Raw genomic sequence first — 19,548 nt, 5'->3', positions numbered from 1 at the left:
GGCTGGGTGTCAGTTGAGGCCCTCGGTCGGCTCCTCGAGCAGGCGCGGGTCGTCGATCCTGTCCCGGGGTGTGACGGCCTTCGACTGCTTCGACGGGGTGGCGCTGTGCTTGCCGGCCTTGTCGCCGTCCTTGCCCGCGGCTGGGGCGTCGTGCTTGCCCCCGCCATCGTCGGACTTGTCTGATTTATCGGATTTGTTGGCGGCCGCGGGGTCGCCGGTCGTGGAGCCGGATGCGGGCGGCGTGGCGCCGGGCTGACCGTCGTTCGGGGCCGCGGTGTCCGGCGTGGCGGGCGTCGTGGTGCCCGGTGTGTTGGGCGTCGTGGTGCCCGGTGTGGCGGGTGTCGTGGTGTCCGGGTCCGGGGTTCCGGGGCGGGCGGCCGAACGCTCCGACTGCAGGTCGATCGGCGAACCGCCGAGCGGCAGGCCGGAGAGGTCGGCGTCGAGGCCGCCGAGCCGCCGCACGCCGGCGACCGGAAGGGCGCCGCCGAGGCCGGCCGTGCCGATGCCGCCGACCAGCGGGACATCGTTGCCGGCCTTCTCGGTACGCGTCACCTTGAGCGGCTCGCCGAGGCCGTCGATCCGGTTGTTCTGCGCGACCGGCACCCCGTCCGGGCCGAGTGCGGTGACCACCGTCGAGCCGCTGTTCATCAGGGAGTCGAAGGGCAGTGCCGAGAACGCGAGCTCGCCGGCGGCCACGGCGGCGGGCGCCGGGTTCGGCAGCCTGCCGACCGTGCCGGGGGTGCGGGAGCGGGCGTTCGAGGACGGCAGGGTCCCGCTCACCACGTCGGCGGCGGGAAGGGTCTTCTCGGTGCGGCCCACGCTGTTGTGACCGGGCTGGAGGCTCAGCAGCTTCCCGCCCCGCGCCTGCTTCTCTCCCAGCGAGAGGTCCACGAGCGGTTCGCCGCTGAGCGGGTCGGACGCGAGCGGGGCGTTCACCCGCCAGTCGCCGGTCTCCCGCAGAGCCGCTCCGATCGGGTCCGCTCCGATCGGGTCGAGCGGATCCGGTGAGGCCGCCAGGGCGGGAGACGCCCCGAAGAGCAGGATCCCGCCGGCGATCGCTCCGGCACACCACAACTTCCGCACTGATCTTCTCCAAGCCACTTCGGACGATGGGTTGGGTTCATTACCCACCAAGTCGGACGAATGGTTCGGATGGGGCAACGAGCGTCCCCGGCCGGGGTTCCGGCTGACTACGATCTGCGAACGTGAGTGTGATCCCGGCCGACGAGCGTCCCGAACCCGCCGAGTCCGATGCGGACACCCGCCCCCACCTGGTGCTCTGTGGTGCCGACGCGCTGGTCTACACGCTCGCCGAGGAGCTGGCGAACTCGCGGCACCGGATCCGGATCACCGTGATCACTCCGCACCGCGTCCGATCGGATGTCCCCGACCTGGCCGGGCTCGCCGACCGCGGCGTCACGTGGCACAAGGCCGACCGGCTCGACGAGCGGACGTTCCAGGACGCCGGGCTCGACGGCGCCGCCGCGCTCGCCCTCGTCATGCCGGACGACATGATCAACCTGCACGCCGCGCTCTGCGCCCGCGAGGTCGAGGAGCGGCTGCGGGTGGTGGTCCGGATGTCGAGCCGCGGCCTTGCCCGCAGCGTGGACCGGCTCTTCCCGGACTGCGCCGTGCTCTCCGACGCCGAGATGGCGGCGCCCGCCTTCGTCGCGGCGGCGCTCGGCGAGGTGGCGCCCACCCACTTCCGCCGCGCCGACCGCACGCTCTACGTCGCGCACCGATCCGACGTACCGGCCCGCCGGGTCGTCCTGACCCTGACCGTCACCGACGCCGAGGGCGAGGTCAGCGTCCTCCCCGCCGAGCCGGAGCCGGAGTGGATGCTCCCGACCGACCTGGTGCTGGCCGAGGCGGTGGGCCGGCCACCGGGCGAGGACGTGACCCGCCGGCTGCTCACCCGGGCCGGTCGGCGGCGGCGGCCGTTCGGCGCGTTCGGCCGGGCCGTGCGCGCCGCGCTCAGCCGCAAACTGGGCCTGGCCGTACTGATCACGCTCGCCACGACGGTGGTGGCCGGCGCCGTGCTGAACGGCTTCGACGACAACTCGCACAGCTTCTGGGAGCAGATCTACATCACCCTGATGACCGCGGTGGGCTCCTCCGACGTACAGGAGAAGCAGAACGCGATAGCCCAGGGCGCGCAGCTCGTGCTGACGATCGCCGGCCTCGCGCTGATCCCGCTGATCACCGCGGCCGTGGTGGACGGCATGGTCAACGCGCGGCTCGCGCTGACCCAGGGTCGGCTCGCGAGCGAACTGCGGGACCACGTCGTGCTGGTCGGCCTCGGCACCGTCGGCACCCAGGTGATGCGCCAGCTGCACGACCTCGGCATCCGGGTGGTGGCGATCGACCGGAACAGCAACGCCGTCGGCGTGAAGGCCGCCGCCAACCGGCAGATCCCGGTGATCGTCGGCGACGCGTCGGACGAGGCGACGCTGCGGGCCGCCGCGATCGACACCTGCCGGGCGCTCGTCGTGCTCTCCACCAACGACCCGAGCAATCTCGAAGCGGCCCTGCGCGCCCGCAGCTCCCACGAGGATCTGCGGGTAGTTCTGCGGCTCTTCGACGACGACTTCGCCCAGCGGGTCGAGAGCGCGTTCCAGATCAACACGTCGCGCAGCGTGTCCCGGCTCTGCGCCCCGGTCTTCGCGGCCGCCCTGATGGAACGCGACGTGCACGCCACCATTCCGGTCGACCGGCACGCCGTCATGGTCGCCACGGTCACCGTCTCGGCCGGGTCCAACCTGGACGGAGCGCCGCTGGAGCACGCCGACCACCCGGGCGAGGCGCGGGTGCTCGGCATGTCGGCGGCCGGCCAGGAGTGGATCGACTGGCGGCCGGACCGGCGCCGGGTACTGGCCGCCGGCGACCGCATCCTGGTGGTCGCCCGGCGGGGTGGCCTGCGCGCACTCTCCGAGCTGGCAACCCCGCTCTGACGCTAGAGGACCTCGGAGAGTTCGTCCGGCTCGACGCCGAGGACTGCCTGCTCGTCGGGCTTGTTGACGAGTACCTCGGTCAGGTAGGACTGGACCGCCGGGCCCATGCCCACGTCGCGGCCGGCCTTCTCGGAGAGCAGCCACTTGTGCTGGATGATCTGCGAGAAGATCTCCTGCGGCTCCAGCTTGTGCCGCAGGTTGGCCGGGACGGCGCGGACCACCGGCTCGAAGACCTCGGTGAGCCAGCGGTGCGCGGCCTGCTGCTCGTCGGTGAGGTGGCTCTCCGCGCGATAGGTGTCGAGGTCGTTGAGGAGCTGGCGGGCCTGGTTCTCCTCGGCGTCGAGGCCGGTCAGGCGCATGAGCCGGCGGGTGTGGTAACCGGCGTCGACGACCTTGGGGCGTACGCGGTAGCCGCCGTCCATCATGGACATGTCGACCTCGGCGACGTCGAAGCCCATGTCGTTGAGGCGTCGGATCCGGCGCTCGATGTGGTGCCGGGCGTCCTTCGCCACCTCCTGCTCGTAGGTGACCTCGTGCCACAGGCGCTCGTAGCGCGCCACGATGTCGTCGACCACGATCTCCGGGTCGATCGACGGGTGCAGCAGTTCGGCGGCCTGCAGGTCGAGGCATTCGCCGAAGATGTTCAGCCGCAGGATCTCGATGTCCTCGCTGCGCTGACCCTCGGAGAGCTTCGGGTAGAGGTTGCCGGTCTCGGCGTCCACGAGGTAGGCCGCGAAGGCGCCCGCGTCCCGCCGGAACAGCGTGTTCGACAGCGAGCAGTCACCCCAGGAGAACCCGGTCAGGTGCATCCGCACGATCAGCGCGGCGAGCGCGTCGAGCAGGCGGTTCATCGTCTCCGGGCGCAGGACCCGGGAGAAGAGCGCACGGTACGGCAGGGAGAACTGGAGATGCCGGGTCACCAGCACGGTCTCCAGCGGCTCGCCGTCCTTGGTCTGCCGGTCGGTGGCGATCGCGATGGCCTGCACGGCCGGGAAGTCGATCCGCTCCAGGGCGCGGAGCAGGTCGTACTCCTTCTCGGCGATCCGCTCGCGGGTCTCCTTCATCGCGTAGACCGTGTCGTTCAGTTTCACGAACCGGACGACGTGTCGCGAAATGCCCTGAGGGAGGGCGACCAGGTGGTCCGCGGGCCATTCCTCCAGGGGAATGTGCCACGGCAGGTCCAGGAGCGCCGGGTCGATGAGGGCGGAGGTGATGCGCACTGCCCCAGTGTGCCCGCTTGCCCGGCGCGTCGCGTACGTAGGTGGCTCGTTACACAGGTGCGAAACGGCCGACTACGTACGGGAGTGGCATGCGACGCAAGACAGGCCTCGTCATCGGCGCGTGTGTCGCCCTCGCGCTGGCCGGTACGGCCTCGGCGGTGGCGCTGACCGGCAACGGCGACAGCCCGGTCGGCATCTGGCACGAAGCGCCGGCGGTCCCTCGTACCCCGGTGGCGGCGCAAGGGAAGGCACCCGCCGCAACCACCTCCCCGACGACGGGCGCCCCGCGCCCGGAGGCATCGGACCGCGTCGAGAAGGCCCGGGTCTCACCAAGCGCTCCGGCGCCGTCCAGACAGGCGTCAGCGGCTGCGGAACCCGGCAGGATCAAAAACCGGCCTCTGGAATCGGCCACCGCGACCGGCAGGCAGCGGGTCGGCGAGTTGCTTCCGGTGCGCAAGGTGCTGGAGTACCTGACCGGGCCGAAGCAGGAGAAGTTCCACTACCCGGGCGCGTCGTATGTGAAGCTGCACTTCGACCGCCTCGACATGCTCCCGGGCGACTATCTGACCGTCTCCAACCCCGCAAAGACCGAGAGCTATCGGTACGAGGCGACGGAGGACCCGCGGTGGGCCATGTCGATCACGGGGGACACCGCCGTGGTCACGATGCACCGGGCCGCGAACCCGCTCGGGCTCGGTGACCTGCTCGGGAACCTCGGCGTGGGCGTCGACCGGGTGGCGAAGGGTTATAAGAGGTCTCCCGCCGCTCCCGGCCGTGAGGAGTCGGTGTGCGGTGCGGACACCTCCAGCGACGCGGTCTGCTACCAGTCGGCCGACCCGGTCGCCTACACCAAGTCGAAGGCGATCGCCCGGCTGCTGATCAACGGGACCGAGCTGTGCACCGGCTGGCGGGTCGGGCCGAACAACCGCATGATCACCAACAACCACTGCCTGACCTCGACCGGCGAGGCCTACGACACCGAGGTGTGGTTCAACTACCAGTGCGCCAAGTGCGGCGGGATGGACGTCTTCAAGCCCACCAAGGTCTGGGGCGACAAGGTGATCGCCACCGACAAGACCCTGGACTTCACGCTCTTCACCGTCGACGGGTTCGCGGCCATCGAGAAGTTCGGCTACCTCACCCTGGACACCGCGCGGCCGGCCCGCGGCCAGGAGCTCTACGTGCCGCAGCACCCGGCCGGCGAACCCACCCGGATCGCCGGGGCCAAGGGGGAGAAGGCCGGCAACTGCGCGGTCGAGAACCCGGACTACACGGGCTATGCGCCGCACTCGGACGTCTCGTACTACTGCGACACCGCCGGCGGGTCGTCCGGCTCGCCGGTGCTGTCCCGGCGCACCAACAAGGTGGTGGCGCTGCACCACTTCGGCGGGTGCCCCAACTCGGGGGTACGAGGAGACCTGCTGGCCGCGAAGTTGCGCACGTACCTTTAGGTTGACGGGGTGATCGCTCCTCGCCGGTGGTGGCCGGACCTGCTGGCACTCGTCGCCTTCGTGGCCCTGACCGTGGCGCTCGCGGCCGGTCACCTGCTGGCATTCGATCAGAGGGTCGCCGACTGGGCGTTCGCGCACCAGCCCGACGCCGTCTACTGGCCGGCGCGGGTGCTGAACTATCTCGGTCAGGGTGGGCAGGTGTTGACGCCGATCTCGCTGATCCTGACCGGGTTGCTGTTCTGGCGGACGAGATCGGTGCGAGCCCTCCTACCGTTCATTGCCGCATTTTTCCTGACTTATGTGACTATCGGCCCTGCGAAGATCTTCTTTGATCGGGCGGCGCCGCGGTTCACCGGCCCGGAGAAGACGGTGCTGTTCAACCCGCACGCCGACGGCATCTACGCGATGAGCTACCCGTCCGGGCACATGGGCAACGTGCTGGTCTGGTACACCGTGATCGCCCTGCTGCTCACGGCCCTCCTGCGACGCCCGCTGTCCCGCGCCGAATGGCTCGCGCTCCGCGTCGCCCCCGTGGTGATCGTCTTCTGTACGACGGTCTACCTCGGCTTCCACTGGGTGACCGACTCGGTCGCCGGCGTACTGCTCGGCCTGGTGCTGGCACGGATCATCGCCCGCATCCACTTCGACGCGATCCCGCTGCCTTCGGGGCTCGGCCGCTGGAGCGCGCCCGCGTTCGCCCCGCCTCCCAGCGCGTCCCCAGCCCGCCCCTAGCGCCCCGGCTCGCCCGCTCGTCCCGGCTCGCCCGCTCGTCCCGGCTCGCCCGCTCGCCCGCTCGTCCCGGCTCGCCCTCTCGTCCCGATCTTGTGGATTGGGGCGGGCCCGTTCCTGTGCGGATCAACAAGATCGCGGGAAGGGGGGCCGGGCGCGTCGCCCAGCCCGCCCGCCCCGAGCGACCCCGACACCCCCTTAGGCGAGTGCGCCGACTTCGACGCCCCCGCGGATCACCCGCTTGAGGTTGAGCTCGCCGTCGAGGATGACCAGGTCGGCTCGGAGGCCGGGCGCGATCGCACCCCGGTCGGTGAGGCCCAGCAGACGGGCCGGGGTCGTCGAGGCCATCTTCACGGCGTCGACCAGTGGCAGGCCGGCCGCGACCGCGTTGCGCAGCGCCACGTCCATGGTCAGCGTGCTGCCGGCGATGGAGCCATCGCGGACGAGGCGGGCCACCCGGTCGGCGACGACGACTTCCTGGCCGCCGAGTTCGTACTGTCCGTCCGGCATGCCGGTGGCGTCCATCGCGTCGGTGATCAGGATCGACCGGTCCGGGCCGGCGCTCGCCGCCGCGAAGGCCAGCATGCCGGGGTGCAGGTGGATGTTGTCGGCGATCAGCTCGACGGCCGCGGTCGAGGAGAGGAGGCCGACGACCGGTCCCGGTTCGCGGTGGTGCGGCGGCCGCATGCCATTGAAGAGGTGGGTGCCGAGGGTTGCGCCCGCTGCCACTCCGGCATGGGTTTGATCGTACGTGGAATCGGTGTGCCCGATCGCCGCGAGCACGTCGTGCTCGCGCAGGAACGCGATGGCCTCCAGCGCGCCGGGCAGTTCGGGCGCGATGGTCATCATCCGGATCGCGCCTTCGCCGGCCTTGACGAGCTCGGTGAGTTCGGCGGGCACCGGGTCGCGGAGGTAGGCGGGGTTCTGGGCGCCGCAGCGGGCGTGCGACAGGTACGGGCCCTCGAAGTGGATGCCGGCGATCACGCCCTCGTCGACCAGCGGCCGGTACGCCTCGGTGGCGTCGCGCATCAGCTCGAACGGGGAGCTGACCAGGCTCGCCAGCATCGTGGTGGTGCCGTGCCGCAGGTGGAAGGCGGCGGCCGCGCGCGCCGCCCCGGCGTCCCCGGTGGTGAAGGTGTGGCCGCCGCCGCCGTGGCAGTGCAGGTCGACGAAGCCCGGGACGATGATGTCGTCGCCGGCGCCACCCGCTTCGACAGCCTGAATCAACTCACCGTCAAAAACGATATGTCCTGAAATAATACCTGCTGGGGTAACAATCCGGCCGTCCATCAACTCTCCTTGAGGGAATCGAGGGCGAGGAGAGCCGCGCCCTTGCAGCCAGCCGTGTCGCCCAGCTCGGCACGGACGATCTCGGGCGCGCGGTGGAACGTGATCCGCTGCGCGACCGCGGCGCGCACCGGCACGAGCAGATCGTCGCCCGCCTCGGCCAGGCCACCGCCGAGCACGACCACGCCCACGTCGTAGAGGGCCTGCGCGGTCAGCAGCCCGTCGGCCAGCGCCTCGACGGCGTCGTCCCACACCCGGCGGGCCAGTTCCTCGCCCCGGGCGGCGCGGGTCGCCACGTCGAACGCGGTGGCCTCCGGCTCGCCGGCGAGTCCGGCGTACCGGCGGCCGATCGCCTTCGCCGAGGTCTCCGCCTCGAGGCAGCCGCGCAGGCCGCAGCCGCACGGTGTGCCGCCGGGCCGGACCACGACGTGCCCGAGTTCGCCGGCGGCGCCGTGGGCGCCCGGATATCCCGAGCCGTCGACCACGAGACCGGCCGCGATGCCGGTGCCGATCGCCACGAACAGCACATGCCGGCGTCCCCGTCCGGCGCCGAGACGGGCCTCGGCGAGGGCGCCCACGCGCACGTCGTGGCCGAGCGCCGCGGGCATGCCGAGGCGCTGCCGGGCGAGGTCTCTCAGGGGTACGTCGCGGAAGCCGACGTTCGACGACCAGACGGCGACGCCGGCGACCTCGTCGACCACGCCGGGGACGGCGATGCCGGCGGCCACCGGTTCGAGGCCGTCGGCGCGGGCCTTGCCGGCCAGCGACTCAGCGATCTCCAGGATGTTCTCGGTGACCGCGGCCGGGCCCCGGTCGGCCCGGGTGGGGTGGCGTTCCTCGTGGTGGACCGTGCCGTCCGGGCGGACCAGGGCGCACTTCATCCCGGTGCCGCCCACGTCGAGGGCGACGACGGCTCGGCTCATCTCAGAACTACTGAGCGGGTGAGGTTGCGGGGGTTGTCGGGGTCGAGGCCCTGGGTCGTGGCGAGCGCGACGGCGACCCGCTGCGCCAGGATCAGGTCGGCCATCGGGTCGAGCGGGTCACGGCCGCCGACCCAGCGGCCCAGCGAGGCGTATCCGCCGTGGTGCCGGCTGTGCACGAACGCCGCGCCGGTGCTCTCCACCTCGTCGGCGAGCCCGGCCGGCACGTCGCCGAAGGCCCAGACGACCCGCCGCGGCCCGGCGATCGAGATGGGCCCGTGCCGGTAGTCCATGGCCGGGTACGACTCGGTCCAGAACCCGGCGGTCTCCCGGCACTTGAGGGCGGCCTCCTCGGCGATGCCGACGGTCCAGCCCTGGCCCAGGAAGGTGATCTGGTCGAAGAGCGACGGGTGCACCGGCAGCGGCATCCGGATCGCCACCTCGGCGTCCATGGCCGCCGCGTCGATGTCCTCGCCGAGATGCGTACGCAGCATCGCGAGCACACTGGTGGCGAAGCGGGTCTGCACGACCGACTGCTCGTCCGCGAAGTCGAGGACCACGGCGTGGTGGGCGATCTCGGCGGCCGGCTGGGACCGGTCCGCGGTCAGCACGGTGACCGGCGCGTTCCGGCCGAAGCCGCGCATCACGTCGAGCACCTCGGTCGTGGTGCCGGAGCGGGTGATCGCGACGAGCCGGTCGTACCGGCGGCCGGCCGGGAAGTCGGAGGCCTGGAAGGCGTCCGTCTCGCCCTGGCCGGACTGCTCGCGCAGCGCCGCGTACGCCTTCGCCATGAACCAGGAGGTGCCGCAGCCGATGACGGCGACCCTCTCCCCGGCGGTGGGAAGTCCGGTGGATCCGGCAAGTTTCGCGGCCTGCCTCCAGCACTCGGGCTGGGTGGCGATCTCCGCTTTCACATGGCTCATGGCTGTTCCTCACCGGCAGTTGCTGCGCATTCGCGCTCGGTTCCCGGGTCTTTCGCGCGTTATTGTGCTCACGGCGTTGCCGTGGGGGCAAGCTTCAAAGACTCTTCGAGCATCGAGTCGCTTTGCTTCCGGGCCTTTCGCGCACTAATGTGCACACACTTATCATGGAACGAGCAGCTGGGAGTGTCGGGTGGACCGGTACGCGCGGTGGAATGCCCTGCTCGAGCTACTCACGGAGAGCGGCCGGGTGACCGTCGAGGAGGCGTCCGAGCGCCTCGACGTCTCCCAGGCGACCATCCGGCGTGACTTCGACCAGCTCGCCCAGCAGCAGATGATCACGCGGACCCGGGGCGGGGCGGTCGCCAACGGGGTCTCGTACGACCTGCCGCTCCGCTACAAGAGCGCCAAGCACTCCGCCGAGAAGCAGCGGATCGGCGAGGCCGCCGCCATGCTCGTCACCCCCGGAACCGTGGTCGGCCTCAACGGCGGCACCACGGTGACCGAGGTGGCCCGCGCCCTGGCCGTCCGCCCCGACCTCAACGCCGGCGGCGAGGGCTCCCAGCTCACCGTCGTGACGAACGCCCTCAACATCGCCAACGAGCTGCTGGTCCGCTCGCGCATGAAGATCGTCGTGGCCGGCGGCGTGGTGCGCCCCCAGTCCTTCGAGGTGGTCGGCCCGCTCGGCGGCGCCCTCCTCAAGGAGGTCACCATCGACATCGTCCTGCTCGGCGTCGACGCCCTCGACGTCGAACTCGGCGCCGCCTCCCACCACGAGGGCGAGGCCGCGATGAACAGCCTTATGGTGGCCCGGGCCAAGAAGGTCGTGGTCATCGCCGACTCCTCCAAGCTGGGCGGCCACGCCTTCGCCCGGATCTGCCCCATCTCCAAGGTCGAGACCCTGGTGACCGACTCCGGAGCCCCGGCCTCGGTGGTGGCCGCCTTCCGGGAAGCGGGCGTCGAGGTCATCACCGCCTGACCGGAGTGCCCGCGGCGGATGGGGACCTCCAAAGTGGCGATCTTCACCTATCGTGCGGCGAATGACCGCCGTACTCGAGATATCAGGGCTGCGTAAGACCTATCGCGGCCGCAAAGGTGTCCGGAATGCGCTGGACGGCTTCGACATGGTCGTGGAGGCCGGGCAGGTGCACGGATTCCTCGGGCCCAACGGTTCGGGCAAGACCACGACCTTGCGTACGCTGCTCGGCCTGATCAAGCCCAACGACGGCCGCATGGCGATCCTGGGGCGGGAGGTGCCGCGGCATCTGCCGGAGGTGGCCCGCCAGGTCGGCGCCATCGTGGAGAGTCCGCAGTTCTTCGGGAACTTCACGGCCGAGACCACGCTGTCGCTGCTCGCGGACGTCGGCGGGGTGAACCGCAACCGGGTCTACTCGGTTCTCGATCTCGTGGGCCTGCGGGACCGGGCCAAGGAGCGGGTGAAGACGTACTCGCTCGGCATGAAGCAGCGTCTCGCGGTCGCGTCGGCGCTGCTGAAGGAGCCGAAGCTGCTGATTCTCGACGAGCCGGCGAACGGCCTCGACCCGGGCGGCATCCGGGAGATGCGCACCCTCATGCGGGACCTGTCGGACTCCGGGATGACGGTGCTGCTCTCCAGCCACATCCTCGGCGAGATCCAGCTGATCTGCGACTCGGTCACGATCATCTCGGCGGGGCGGCGGGTCACCGCCGGGTCGGTCTCCGAGGTTCTGGCCCAGCACACCAGCGGCGCGGTCAAGGTGCGCCTCGAGCCCGGCGTGGACCTGCTCGGCGCGGCGGAGCTGCTGCGGTCGGCGGGCGCCCAGGTCAGCCTCGAGAAGGACTACTTCACGGTCGGCAACGCGAGCAACCCGGCGCAGATCACCAAGCTGCTGGCTGAGCGGCAGATCTACGTGTCCGAGCTGACCCCGGTCGCGGCCGACCTCGAGGACGTCTTCCTGGAGCTGACCGGCACGGCGCCGGTGGAGGGGCACACCCGGCAGGTCGACGAGACCGCGGTGAGCGCGGGTAGGGGTGGGTGGGGACAGTGAGCCTGGCTCGTGCGGAATCCCGGCGTCTGATCAAGCGCCGGTTCACCAAGGTGCTCCTGATCGGCGTGCTGCTGGTGCTGGCCGCGGTCGGCGCCGGCACCTGGTTCAGCAACCAGAAGGTGGGGCCGGAGCAGATCGCGGCGGCGAGGGCCGAGGCGGACCGGTACTACCAGGACGCCCTGCGCCAGGCGGCCACCGACAAGCAGCAGTGTCTCGCCGCGCCCGGGACACCGGCGGCGTCGCAGTGGCCGGCGAACTGCGACGACCTCTACACGCCGACGCTCGAGGACTACGACTACACCTGGTACATGCCGCCCACCTTCAACCTCCGCGAGGACTTCACCGACATGATCTCGGTGTTCGCGGTGGTGCTGGCCGCGGCGGCGTTCCTGATCGGAGCGTCCTTCGTGGGCGCCGAGTGGAACAGCGGCGGCATGATGAACCTGCTGCTGTGGCGGCCGCAGCGGCTGCGCGTGCTGGGCACCAAGCTGACCGTCTTCCTGTCCTGGCTGACCGGGTTGACGGTGCTGCTCGGCGCAGTGTGGGCGGGGATGTTCCGGCTGATCGCGGAGACCCGCGGGACGACCGAGAAGATGACGCCCGGGGTCTGGGAGTCGTTCGGGCTGACCGGGCTGCGCGGCCTCGGCCTGATCGTGGCGGCGGGCGCGCTCGGGTTCGCGCTGGCCTCGCTCGGCCGGCACACCGGGATGGCGCTCGGCGCGCTGGTCGGCGTCGGCGCCCTGCAGATCGGCGTCTACGTGATGGCCGGGCTGGCCGGGTTCAAGTACCCGGACACGCTGTTCGCGCCGTTCTGGCTGATCGCGCTCCTCTACAAGGAGTGGATCGCCACCGACTACACGTCCTGCGACTACTCGTCCACGTCCGGATGTGAGCCGGACACCTTCACGATGACCTGGCAGGCCGGGAGCGTCGGCCTCGCCGCGATCACCGTCGTCGTCGTGCTTATTTCTATGTGGACGATGCGTAGGCGCGATATCACATGAGGTAACGTGCGCGGGGATCGCCGTTCACATTTATCCTGGTGATCCCCGCCGATGGGAGTGCCATGGAAGAGGCCAAACCGGCCCTCACCGAGCGCGAACAGCAGATCATCGCGTTCGAGTCGAAGTGGTGGAAGCACGCCGGCGCCAAGGAGCAGGCCATCCGGGACACCTTCGACCTCTCCTCGACGCGGTACTACCAGCTGCTCAACGGCCTGCTCGACAACCCGGCCGCGCTGGAGCACGACCCGGTGCTGATCGGCCGCCTGCGACGACTGCGATCGGCCCGGGCCCGCACCCGCAGGCGATAACGGCGGAGCGTCACGGCTGGTGCGTCTCCGCGTACGCCGCCAGCCACGCCACCTGAGCCGGATCGAGCGACGCCCGGACCCGCTTCCGGGCGGTGGCCACGTTCGCCGCCGTCACCGTGGAGGCCTCCAGCGAGTCCCGCATGGCCGCCAGCGCCGACTCCCGGATCAGCGCCGCGCAGTCGGCCGCCGAGAACCCCTCCAGCTCCACGCCGAGCGCGTCGAGGTCGACCGACGGGTCGAGCGGCACCGACCGCGCCGAGGCCCGCAGGATCGCCGCCCGCGCCTCGCCGTCCGGCGGCGGCACATAGACGAGACGTTCCAGCCGGCCGGGCCGCAGCAGCGCCGGGTCGATCAGGTCGGGCCGGTTCGTGGCGCCGATGACCACGACGTTGCGCAGATCCTCCACCCCGTCCAGCTCGGTGAGCAGCGCCGCGACCACCCGGTCGGCGGTGCCGCCGTCGGTGCCCTGGCCGCGGGTCGGCGCGAGCGCGTCCACCTCGTCGAGGAAGACCAGGGTGGGCGCGGCCTCCCGGGCCCGGCGGAAGAGCTCGCGGACGGCCCGCTCGCTGTCGCCGACCCACTTGCTGAGCAGCTCGGCGCCCTTGACCGAGAGCACGTTGGCCTTGCCGGTCCCGGCGATGGCCTTGACGAGGTAGGTCTTGCCGCACCCGGGCGGCCCGTAGAGCAGCACGCCGCGCGGCGGCGAGACGCCGAGCCGGGCGAACGTGTCCGGGTAGGTGAGCGGCCACAGCACCGACTCGGTGAGCACCTCCTTCACCTCGGCCATGTCGCCGACGTCGTCGAGGGTTACCTCGGCCACCTCGAGCGTGGACTCGGCCATCGAGGTGGGCCGGACCACGTCGAGCGCCGCCTCGAAGTCGGCCATCGTCACGGTCGGCGACTCCGGCACGGTCCCGTTGCCGACGTGCCGCAGCGCCGCGCGCACCCCGGCCTCCCGGGTCAGCGCGCCGAGGTCGGCCGCGACGAAACCGGGGGTGCGGCCCGCCACGTCGTCGAGGCGCACGTCCTCGGCGAGCGGCATCCCGCGGGTGAGCGCGCCGAGCTGCTCACGGCGCATCGCGGCGTCCGGCAGCGGCACGGTCAGCTGGACCGCGAGCAGGTCGGGGGCGCGCAGGGCCGGGTCGACCGACTCGGGCTTGCTGGTCGTGCAGACCACGGCGGCGCCGGCCGCGACCGTCTCGGCGACCACCTGGCGGAAGACCGTCGAGATCGGGCCGGGCTCCTCGCGGGGCGCCAGCGCCTCCACGTCCGAGATGAGCAGCACGGCCGGCTTCCCGCCGATCGCGTCCCGGCTCAGCTCGCGCAGCCGGGCGGCGGCCGCGTTGTTGGTGAGGGCGGCCAGCTCGGGGCCCCAGATCCTTCGTACGGATGCCCCCACAGCGGCGCCCACGGCCTGGACCAACTCGGACTTGCCGGACCCGGAGGGTCCGGAGATCAGCACGCCCAGGGTGACCTTCGTGCCCAGCCGGGCCAGCACCTCGCCGTGGTTGAAGCCCAGGTCGAGCAGCTCCTCCAGCTCCTTGGCCTGCGGGCGGAGGCCGGGGAGATCGTCGAGGCTGGGCGCCTCGGCCGGGGCCGCCGGATCCGCGACCGCCGACGACGAGGACGTCACGGGCCCGTCCTGCCAGGCCACCACGGTGTCCATGGTTACCAGGGCGGCGTCCGGACCGTCCAGCGAGGTCACGGTCAGCAGGGTGCTCGTCCAGGCGTACCCCACGCGGTTGGCGAGACTGCGCCGGGCCGCCTCGACCAGACCGCGATCGCCGGCCCCAGGCAGGACGTCCTGCGGCAGCAGCGACACGTCGTCGCCGGTGCTGACGACCTTGCCGAGCAGGGCGAGCCGCAGCATCTCCGGGGAGACCACCGCGACGATCTCGGCGGGCCCGGTGAGGGTGACCCGCCGCGCCGCGACCACCGGGACCGGGGTGACCGTGACCTGCCCGCCGTCGCGCACGCCCAGGTTGCCGAGGATCAGGTCGTCGGCGTAGAGCAGCGCCCGGCTCGCCGTCGCCTCGGCGCGGGCCACCAGGCCGGCCGTGGTGCGGGCACCGGTCAGCCGGACCGGGTCACCGGGCCGCAACGCCAGCGCGGCCATCACCTCCGGGTGAAGACGGACGATGCCCCGGCGCGCGTCCAGGGCGGCCGGCCGCAGGGTCACGGTCAGCGTGAGATCATCAGCCACCGCGGATGCCTCCGATTGATCGGTTGGGGGCTCTTGGAGGTCCACGCTATCCGCCGGGGGCTCGGGAGGTTGTCGTTGAGGTTCGTACTCGTCGCCGCGATCGTCACGGCGACCCTGGCCGGCTGCGGCGGAGGGGATGGGAAACCGGAGGCCCCGGCGTCCAGTGCCCCGGCTCCGAGCGTTCCGGAGCGGCTGGACATGAGCGCGTACGGGCCGTACCGGATCGGTCAGACCCAGGCGGAGCTCGAGGCGTCGCAGATGGTCCGCGGCCTGCAGCCGGACGAGACGGGCTGCGTCTCCGGCACCGGCTCGCGGGAGATGCTGAACCCGAGGCTGCGCTTCGCCGGCGGCCGCCTCGTCCAGATCGAGCTGACGAGTTCGGGCGCGAGCACCGACACCGGTCTCGTGGTCGGCGCCGAGGTGGACCAGGCCAGGACCAGCTACCCCAACGGCAAGATCATTTTCGGTACGGCCGGAGCGGCGTGGGTGACGGCCGACGCCGGGAACGCGCTGCTGGTGAGGGTCACGGGCGACAACGTGAGCGGCCTCGTGGCGGGCGTCGCCACCAGCGTGGAGCAGCGGCATCGCACCGGGATGGGATGCTGAGCGGTTCACAGGCGTCGCTCAGCCGCCGGCGACTAGCGTGTGCGCCATGTCTGCCCTGTCCGCCGGGTTGCGCAAACTGCCCCGGCTCACCCGGCGCCGGGCGATCATCGCCGCTGTCGTGGTCGCGCTGCTCGCCGCCGCGGCCGTCTGGGTGGTGCGCTCCGATGCCGTCGACTGGACCTCCGAGGATCTGCGCCTGACCGTCCGCTCCGGACCGGCCGGCGACGAGCCGGTCGACCTGGACGCCCGGTTCTATCTGCCGGCGGACCGGTCCGGGAAGGTGCCGGCCGTGCTGCTGGCACACGGCTTCGGCGGCTCGAAGAGCTCGGTGTCGTCGGATGCCGAGAGCCTGGCGTCCCGGGGCTACGCGGTGCTGACCTGGACCGCCCGCGGTTTCGGCCGCAGCGGCGGCGAGATCCACCTGGACAGCCCGGACTACGAGGTCAAGGACGCGCAGGGCCTGCTCGACTGGCTCGCGGCCCGCCCCGAGGTGCGCACCGACGCGGCCGGCGACCCGCGGGTCGGGGTGGTCGGCGGCTCGTACGGCGGCGCGCTCGCCCTCCTGCTGGCCGGCGTGGATCGGCGGGTCGACGCGATCGTCCCGTCGATCACCTGGAACGACCTGGGCACGGCCTTCCTGCCGCAGTCCGCCGGCACCGACGCGACCGGCGTCTTCAAGAAGTCCTGGGCCGGCCTCTTCTTCGGCAACGGCTCCTCCTCGGCCGACAGCCTCCTCGCCACCCAGGCCGGTGCCGGCGCCACGGACGGCGCCGAGGCCGATGGCGGCACCGGGGCCACCGGCGGCTCGGCGACCGGCGGCTCGGCGACCGGCGGCCCGGCCACCGGCGGCCCGGCGACCGGCGCGGGTGCGCTGGACCCGGCCTGCGGGCGGTTCGCCGCCGACGTGTGCGCCGCCTACCTCCAGATGGCGACGACCGGCATCCCCGACGCCGAGACCCTCGACCTGCTGCGCAAATCCAGCCCGGCCACCGTCCTGGACCGGATCAAGGCGCCGACGCTGCTGGTGCAGGGCGCCGTCGACACCCTCTTCCCGCTCTCCGAGGCCGACGCGAACGCCCGCGGGATCGCCGCGACCGGCACCCCCGTCCGGGTCGCCTGGTTCACCGGCGGCCACGACGGCGGCGCCGGCCCCACCTCCGACTCCGACCGGGTCAAGTACCTCACCGTCCAGTGGCTCGACCACTACGTGAAGGGCGAGGGCGACGCGCCCGGCGACGACTTCACCTGGTCCCGGGTGGCCGGCTTCAGCGCCATGGACCGCGGGCTGGTCACGAACGGCTACTCCGCGGACGCGTACCCCGGAATGGGCGGAACCGGACGCACCCAGGTCTCGCTCGCGGGATCGGCGCAGCCGATCGCCAACCCGCCGAACGGCAACCCGGGCGCGCTCAGCTCACTCCCCGGAGTCAGCGGGCGGCTCAGTTCGGTGCTCAGCGGCGGCGTCGCGATGGACGTTCCCGGACAGTTCGCGGCCTTCACCTCCGAACCCCTGGCGGCCTCGGTCGAGGTCGGCGGCGCGCCCTCGGTGCGGCTGCGCGCGGCGTCCCCGACCGGCGAGGCGACGCTCTTCGTGAAGCTCTACGACGTCGACCAGAACGGCGCCTCCACGCTCAGCGCCGGCATGGTCGCGCCGGTGCGGCTCACCGGGCTGCCGGCGAGCGTCGACCAGGTGCAGCCGGTGGCCGTGACACTGCCGGCGATCGTCCGCCGGATCGAGGCCGGGCACTCGCTCCGGGTCGTCGTCGCCACCTCCGACCAGGCATTCCTCACCCCGGCGCAGCCGGCCACCTACACCGTCGCGGTCGACTCGGCGCTCACCCTGCCGACGCTCGCGGGCACGCCGATCGCGAATCCGGCGACCTACTGGTGGTACGCCCTGGCCGGCGTGGTCGCCGCGATCCTGCTCGGCCTGCTCGCGGTCCTGCTGGTGATCCGCCGCCGGCACCGGCGCCGGGAGACCTCGGTGACCGGGGAGTACGCCGGCACCCCGCTCGTGGTGAACGGCCTGCGCAAGGCCTACGGGGACGGCTTCGTCGCCGTACAGGAAATCGGTTTTAAGGTCGAACGCGGTCAGGTCGTGGGCCTTCTCGGACCGAATGGCGCCGGCAAGACGACCACGCTGCGTGTACTCATGGGACTCACCACCCCGACCGCCGGCGAAGTGTTCGTTTTCGGTCACAAGCTCGTGCCGGGTGCGCCGATCCTGTCCCGGGTGGGCGCGCTCGTCGAAGGGCCCGGATTCCTGCCGCACCTGACCGGCGAGCAGAACCTGCGCGCCTACTGGCAGGCGACCGGCCGGCCGTGGGAGGACGCCCGCTTCGACGAGGCCCTGGAGATCGCCGGGCTGGGCGCGTCGGTGCGCCGCCGCACCAAGAACTACAGCCACGGCATGCGGCAGCGCCTCGCCATCGCGCAGGCCATGCTGGGACTGCCCGAGCTGCTGGTGCTCGACGAGCCGACGGACGGCCTCGACCCGCCGCAGATCGCCGAGATGCGCCGCGTCCTGCAGCGGTACGCCACCGACGGCCGGGCCGTGCTCGTCTCCAGCCACCTGCTCGCCGAGGTGGAGCAGACCTGCACGCACGCCGTCGTGGTGAACAAGGGCCGGATCGTCGCGTCCGGCCCGGTCGAGGACATCGTCGGCGAGTCGCCGTCGGTGCAGCTCGACGTGAGCGACGTGCCGGCCGCCACCCGGGTCCTGGAGGGGCTGGGTGTGCGCTCGGTGAAGCCGGACGGCGCCAACGGCCTGATCGTCGACATGAACGGGACGGCCCGTTCGGAGCTGGTCGCCTCGCTGGTCGAGGCCGGCGTCGGCGTCGACCGCCTGGTGCCGCGGCGCCGGCTCGAGGACGCGTTCCTGGCCCTGGTGGGCGACAACTCGCGGGGAAGTGGGGACCGATGAGCATTTCCGCTGCATCCGGTTATCGGGCGTCCCGGACGCTGCCGATCTGGGCCGAGGTCCGCCGCCAGGCCTCCCGCCGCCGGACGCAACTGGCCCTCGGCTTCATGGTCCTGCTACCCCTGATCATCCTGGTCGCCTTCGAGTTCGACACCGGCGGACCGGGCGACGAGGACGGCGGCGGCGGCGGTGGCGCGTTCAGCAGCATCGCCGACCTCGGCACCTCCGGCGGCCTCAACTTCGCGCTGTTCTGCCTCGCCGTCTCGGCCGGTTTCCTGCTGGTCGTGGTCGTCGCGCTGTTCTTCGGCGACACGGTGGCGTCCGAGGCGAGCTGGGGCAGCCTGCGCTACCTGCTGGCGATCCCGGTGCCGCGGGCCAGGCTCCTCGGCGTCAAACTGATCGTGGCGGCCGCCTATTCGGTGCTGGCCTTCCTGACACTCCTCGGCACGGCACTCCTGATCGGCACGCTCCGCTACGGCTGGGGCCCGCTCGGCAGCACCATCGCCGCCGAGATCCCCCCGGCCGAGGGCCTGCTGCGCCTGCTCGGCATCCTCGCCTACCTCCTGGTGACCATGCTGGTCGTGGCCGGCCTGGCCTTCCTCATGTCCGTCCTGACCGACGCGGCCCTGGGCGCCGTCGGCGGCGCCGTCATGCTCTGGATCCTCTCCAGCATCCTCGACCAGATCACCGCCCTCGGCGCCATCCGCGACTTCCTGCCGACCCACTACACCGACGCCTGGCGAGGCCTCCTCTCCACCCCGATCCAGGCCGAGGATCTCGCGAAGGGCGCCATCTCCGCGGTCTGCTACGCCACGATCTTCTGGGGGCTCGCCTTCTATCGCTTCACCAGAAAAGACGTCACTTCCTGAAAACCGATGTCGCAGCGGGGCGGGTGGCACAGACCGCAGCTCATTGGTGGACCCTTGTTGTTGCCCGGCCCGTCGGGGGCCGGGTGGCATCTGGGCCGTCGGGTCACCGCCCACCGTTGCTGCCCCCTGGTGT

16 protein-coding genes are annotated in these 19,548 nt (G+C 71.8%); 10 read left to right on the top strand and 6 right to left on the bottom strand.

All coding sequences use genetic code 11. The features are described from left to right. Positions 1-9: 9 nt before the first annotated feature. Entirely contained in the window at positions 10-1,083 is a 1,074-nt protein-coding gene (locus AB0G10_RS22855) for a hypothetical protein (protein WP_360925090.1), read from the bottom strand. Between the two features lie 122 nt (positions 1,084-1,205). Between AB0G10_RS22855 and AB0G10_RS22850 the strand changes: the two genes are divergently transcribed. After that, positions 1,206-2,951, top strand: coding sequence for an NAD-binding protein (locus AB0G10_RS22850; protein ID WP_360925088.1), 1,746 nt, complete (start codon positions 1,206-1,208; stop codon positions 2,949-2,951). 2 nt (positions 2,952-2,953) lie between these two features. Here AB0G10_RS22850 and AB0G10_RS22845 read toward each other — a convergent pair whose 3' ends face one another. Beyond that, on the bottom strand, positions 2,954-4,171 hold the full coding sequence (locus AB0G10_RS22845) for a DUF4032 domain-containing protein (RefSeq protein ID WP_360925085.1): 1,218 nt from the start codon (positions 4,169-4,171) through the stop codon (positions 2,954-2,956). A gap of 89 nt (positions 4,172-4,260) precedes the next feature. Here AB0G10_RS22845 and AB0G10_RS22840 point away from each other — a divergent pair, with 89 nt between their 5' ends. Then, the gene (locus tag AB0G10_RS22840) at positions 4,261-5,622 is read left to right on the top strand and encodes a trypsin-like peptidase domain-containing protein (RefSeq protein WP_360925082.1); all 1,362 of its coding nucleotides are present in this window, start codon (positions 4,261-4,263) and stop codon (positions 5,620-5,622) included. A 9-nt stretch (positions 5,623-5,631) separates the two neighbouring features. Continuing rightward, entirely contained in the window at positions 5,632-6,354 is a 723-nt protein-coding gene (locus AB0G10_RS22835; protein ID WP_360925079.1) for a phosphatase PAP2 family protein, read from the top strand. 195 nt (positions 6,355-6,549) lie between these two features. On the opposite strand, the gene nagA is transcribed toward AB0G10_RS22835, so the two are convergent. The 3 genes from nagA to AB0G10_RS22820 are packed head-to-tail and all read right to left on the bottom strand — an operon-like array spanning position 6,550 to position 9,481. Beyond that, positions 6,550-7,641 (bottom strand): N-acetylglucosamine-6-phosphate deacetylase, encoded by a 1,092-nt coding sequence (gene nagA / locus AB0G10_RS22830; protein ID WP_360925076.1) that lies wholly within the window; start codon positions 7,639-7,641, stop codon positions 6,550-6,552. Then, positions 7,641-8,561, bottom strand: a complete 921-nt coding sequence (locus tag AB0G10_RS22825; RefSeq protein WP_360925074.1) for an ROK family protein — start codon at positions 8,559-8,561, stop codon at positions 7,641-7,643. Before AB0G10_RS22825 ends, nagA begins: the two co-directional genes overlap by 1 nt. Then, positions 8,558-9,481 carry a sugar isomerase gene (locus AB0G10_RS22820; RefSeq protein WP_360925071.1) on the bottom strand — a complete coding sequence of 308 codons (924 nt, stop codon included), beginning with the start codon at positions 9,479-9,481 and terminating at the stop codon, positions 8,558-8,560. The genes AB0G10_RS22825 and AB0G10_RS22820 overlap by 4 nt, the downstream gene beginning before the upstream one ends. A gap of 190 nt (positions 9,482-9,671) precedes the next feature. Here AB0G10_RS22820 and AB0G10_RS22815 point away from each other — a divergent pair, with 190 nt between their 5' ends. The 4 genes from AB0G10_RS22815 to AB0G10_RS22800 all read left to right on the top strand — a co-directional run bounded on the left by AB0G10_RS22815 (position 9,672) and on the right by AB0G10_RS22800 (position 12,817). Beyond that, positions 9,672-10,457: a DeoR/GlpR family DNA-binding transcription regulator gene (locus tag AB0G10_RS22815; RefSeq protein WP_360925068.1), complete on the top strand. Its 786-nt coding sequence runs from the start codon at positions 9,672-9,674 to the stop codon at positions 10,455-10,457. A 61-nt stretch (positions 10,458-10,518) separates the two neighbouring features. Continuing rightward, a complete protein-coding gene (locus AB0G10_RS22810; protein WP_360925065.1) occupies positions 10,519-11,505 on the top strand; it encodes an ATP-binding cassette domain-containing protein in 987 nt (328 codons plus the stop codon). Next, the gene (locus tag AB0G10_RS22805; protein ID WP_360925063.1) at positions 11,502-12,509 is read left to right on the top strand and encodes an ABC transporter permease; all 1,008 of its coding nucleotides are present in this window, start codon (positions 11,502-11,504) and stop codon (positions 12,507-12,509) included. The genes AB0G10_RS22810 and AB0G10_RS22805 overlap by 4 nt, the downstream gene beginning before the upstream one ends. Positions 12,510-12,571: 62 nt before the next feature. Beyond that, on the top strand, positions 12,572-12,817 hold the full coding sequence (locus tag AB0G10_RS22800) for a DUF3263 domain-containing protein (RefSeq protein ID WP_360925060.1): 246 nt from the start codon (positions 12,572-12,574) through the stop codon (positions 12,815-12,817). 10 nt (positions 12,818-12,827) lie between these two features. Here AB0G10_RS22800 and AB0G10_RS22795 read toward each other — a convergent pair whose 3' ends face one another. Beyond that, a complete protein-coding gene (locus AB0G10_RS22795) occupies positions 12,828-15,020 on the bottom strand; it encodes an AAA family ATPase (RefSeq protein WP_360925057.1) in 2,193 nt (730 codons plus the stop codon). Between the two features lie 75 nt (positions 15,021-15,095). Here AB0G10_RS22795 and AB0G10_RS22790 point away from each other — a divergent pair, with 75 nt between their 5' ends. Genes AB0G10_RS22790 through AB0G10_RS22780 form a run of 3 tightly spaced genes read left to right on the top strand, consistent with a single transcriptional unit; the run spans position 15,096 to position 19,415 of the window. Continuing rightward, positions 15,096-15,626, top strand: coding sequence for a hypothetical protein (locus tag AB0G10_RS22790; RefSeq protein WP_360925055.1), 531 nt, complete (start codon positions 15,096-15,098; stop codon positions 15,624-15,626). A gap of 46 nt (positions 15,627-15,672) precedes the next feature. Then, on the top strand, positions 15,673-18,549 hold the full coding sequence (locus AB0G10_RS22785) for an alpha/beta fold hydrolase (protein ID WP_360925052.1): 2,877 nt from the start codon (positions 15,673-15,675) through the stop codon (positions 18,547-18,549). Then, positions 18,546-19,415 (top strand): ABC transporter permease subunit, encoded by an 870-nt coding sequence (locus tag AB0G10_RS22780; protein ID WP_360925049.1) that lies wholly within the window; start codon positions 18,546-18,548, stop codon positions 19,413-19,415. Before AB0G10_RS22785 ends, AB0G10_RS22780 begins: the two co-directional genes overlap by 4 nt. Positions 19,416-19,548 lie beyond the last annotated feature (133 nt).

Source organism: Actinoplanes sp. NPDC023714 (assembly GCF_040639855.1).
Lineage (GTDB): Bacteria > Actinomycetota > Actinomycetes > Mycobacteriales > Micromonosporaceae > Actinoplanes.
Note: the sequence above shows the minus strand (reverse complement) of the source record. Positions and strands in the feature narration are given on the sequence as shown.

What these genes read in the sequence shown, in the direction of transcription:
- AB0G10_RS22840 (WP_360925082.1), top strand. Translation starts at nt 4,261, where the DNA reads ATGCGACGCAAGACAGGCCTCGTCATCGGCGCGTGTGTCGCCCTCGCG.
- AB0G10_RS22825 (WP_360925074.1), bottom strand. Translation starts at nt 8,561, where the DNA reads ATGAGCCGAGCCGTCGTCGCCCTCGACGTGGGCGGCACCGGGATGAAG.
- AB0G10_RS22820 (WP_360925071.1), bottom strand. Translation starts at nt 9,481, where the DNA reads ATGAGCCATGTGAAAGCGGAGATCGCCACCCAGCCCGAGTGCTGGAGG.
- nagA (WP_360925076.1), bottom strand. Translation starts at nt 7,641, where the DNA reads ATGGACGGCCGGATTGTTACCCCAGCAGGTATTATTTCAGGACATATC.
- AB0G10_RS22785 (WP_360925052.1), top strand. Translation starts at nt 15,673, where the DNA reads ATGTCTGCCCTGTCCGCCGGGTTGCGCAAACTGCCCCGGCTCACCCGG.
- AB0G10_RS22810 (WP_360925065.1), top strand. Translation starts at nt 10,519, where the DNA reads ATGACCGCCGTACTCGAGATATCAGGGCTGCGTAAGACCTATCGCGGC.
- AB0G10_RS22800 (WP_360925060.1), top strand. Translation starts at nt 12,572, where the DNA reads ATGGAAGAGGCCAAACCGGCCCTCACCGAGCGCGAACAGCAGATCATC.
- AB0G10_RS22780 (WP_360925049.1), top strand. Translation starts at nt 18,546, where the DNA reads ATGAGCATTTCCGCTGCATCCGGTTATCGGGCGTCCCGGACGCTGCCG.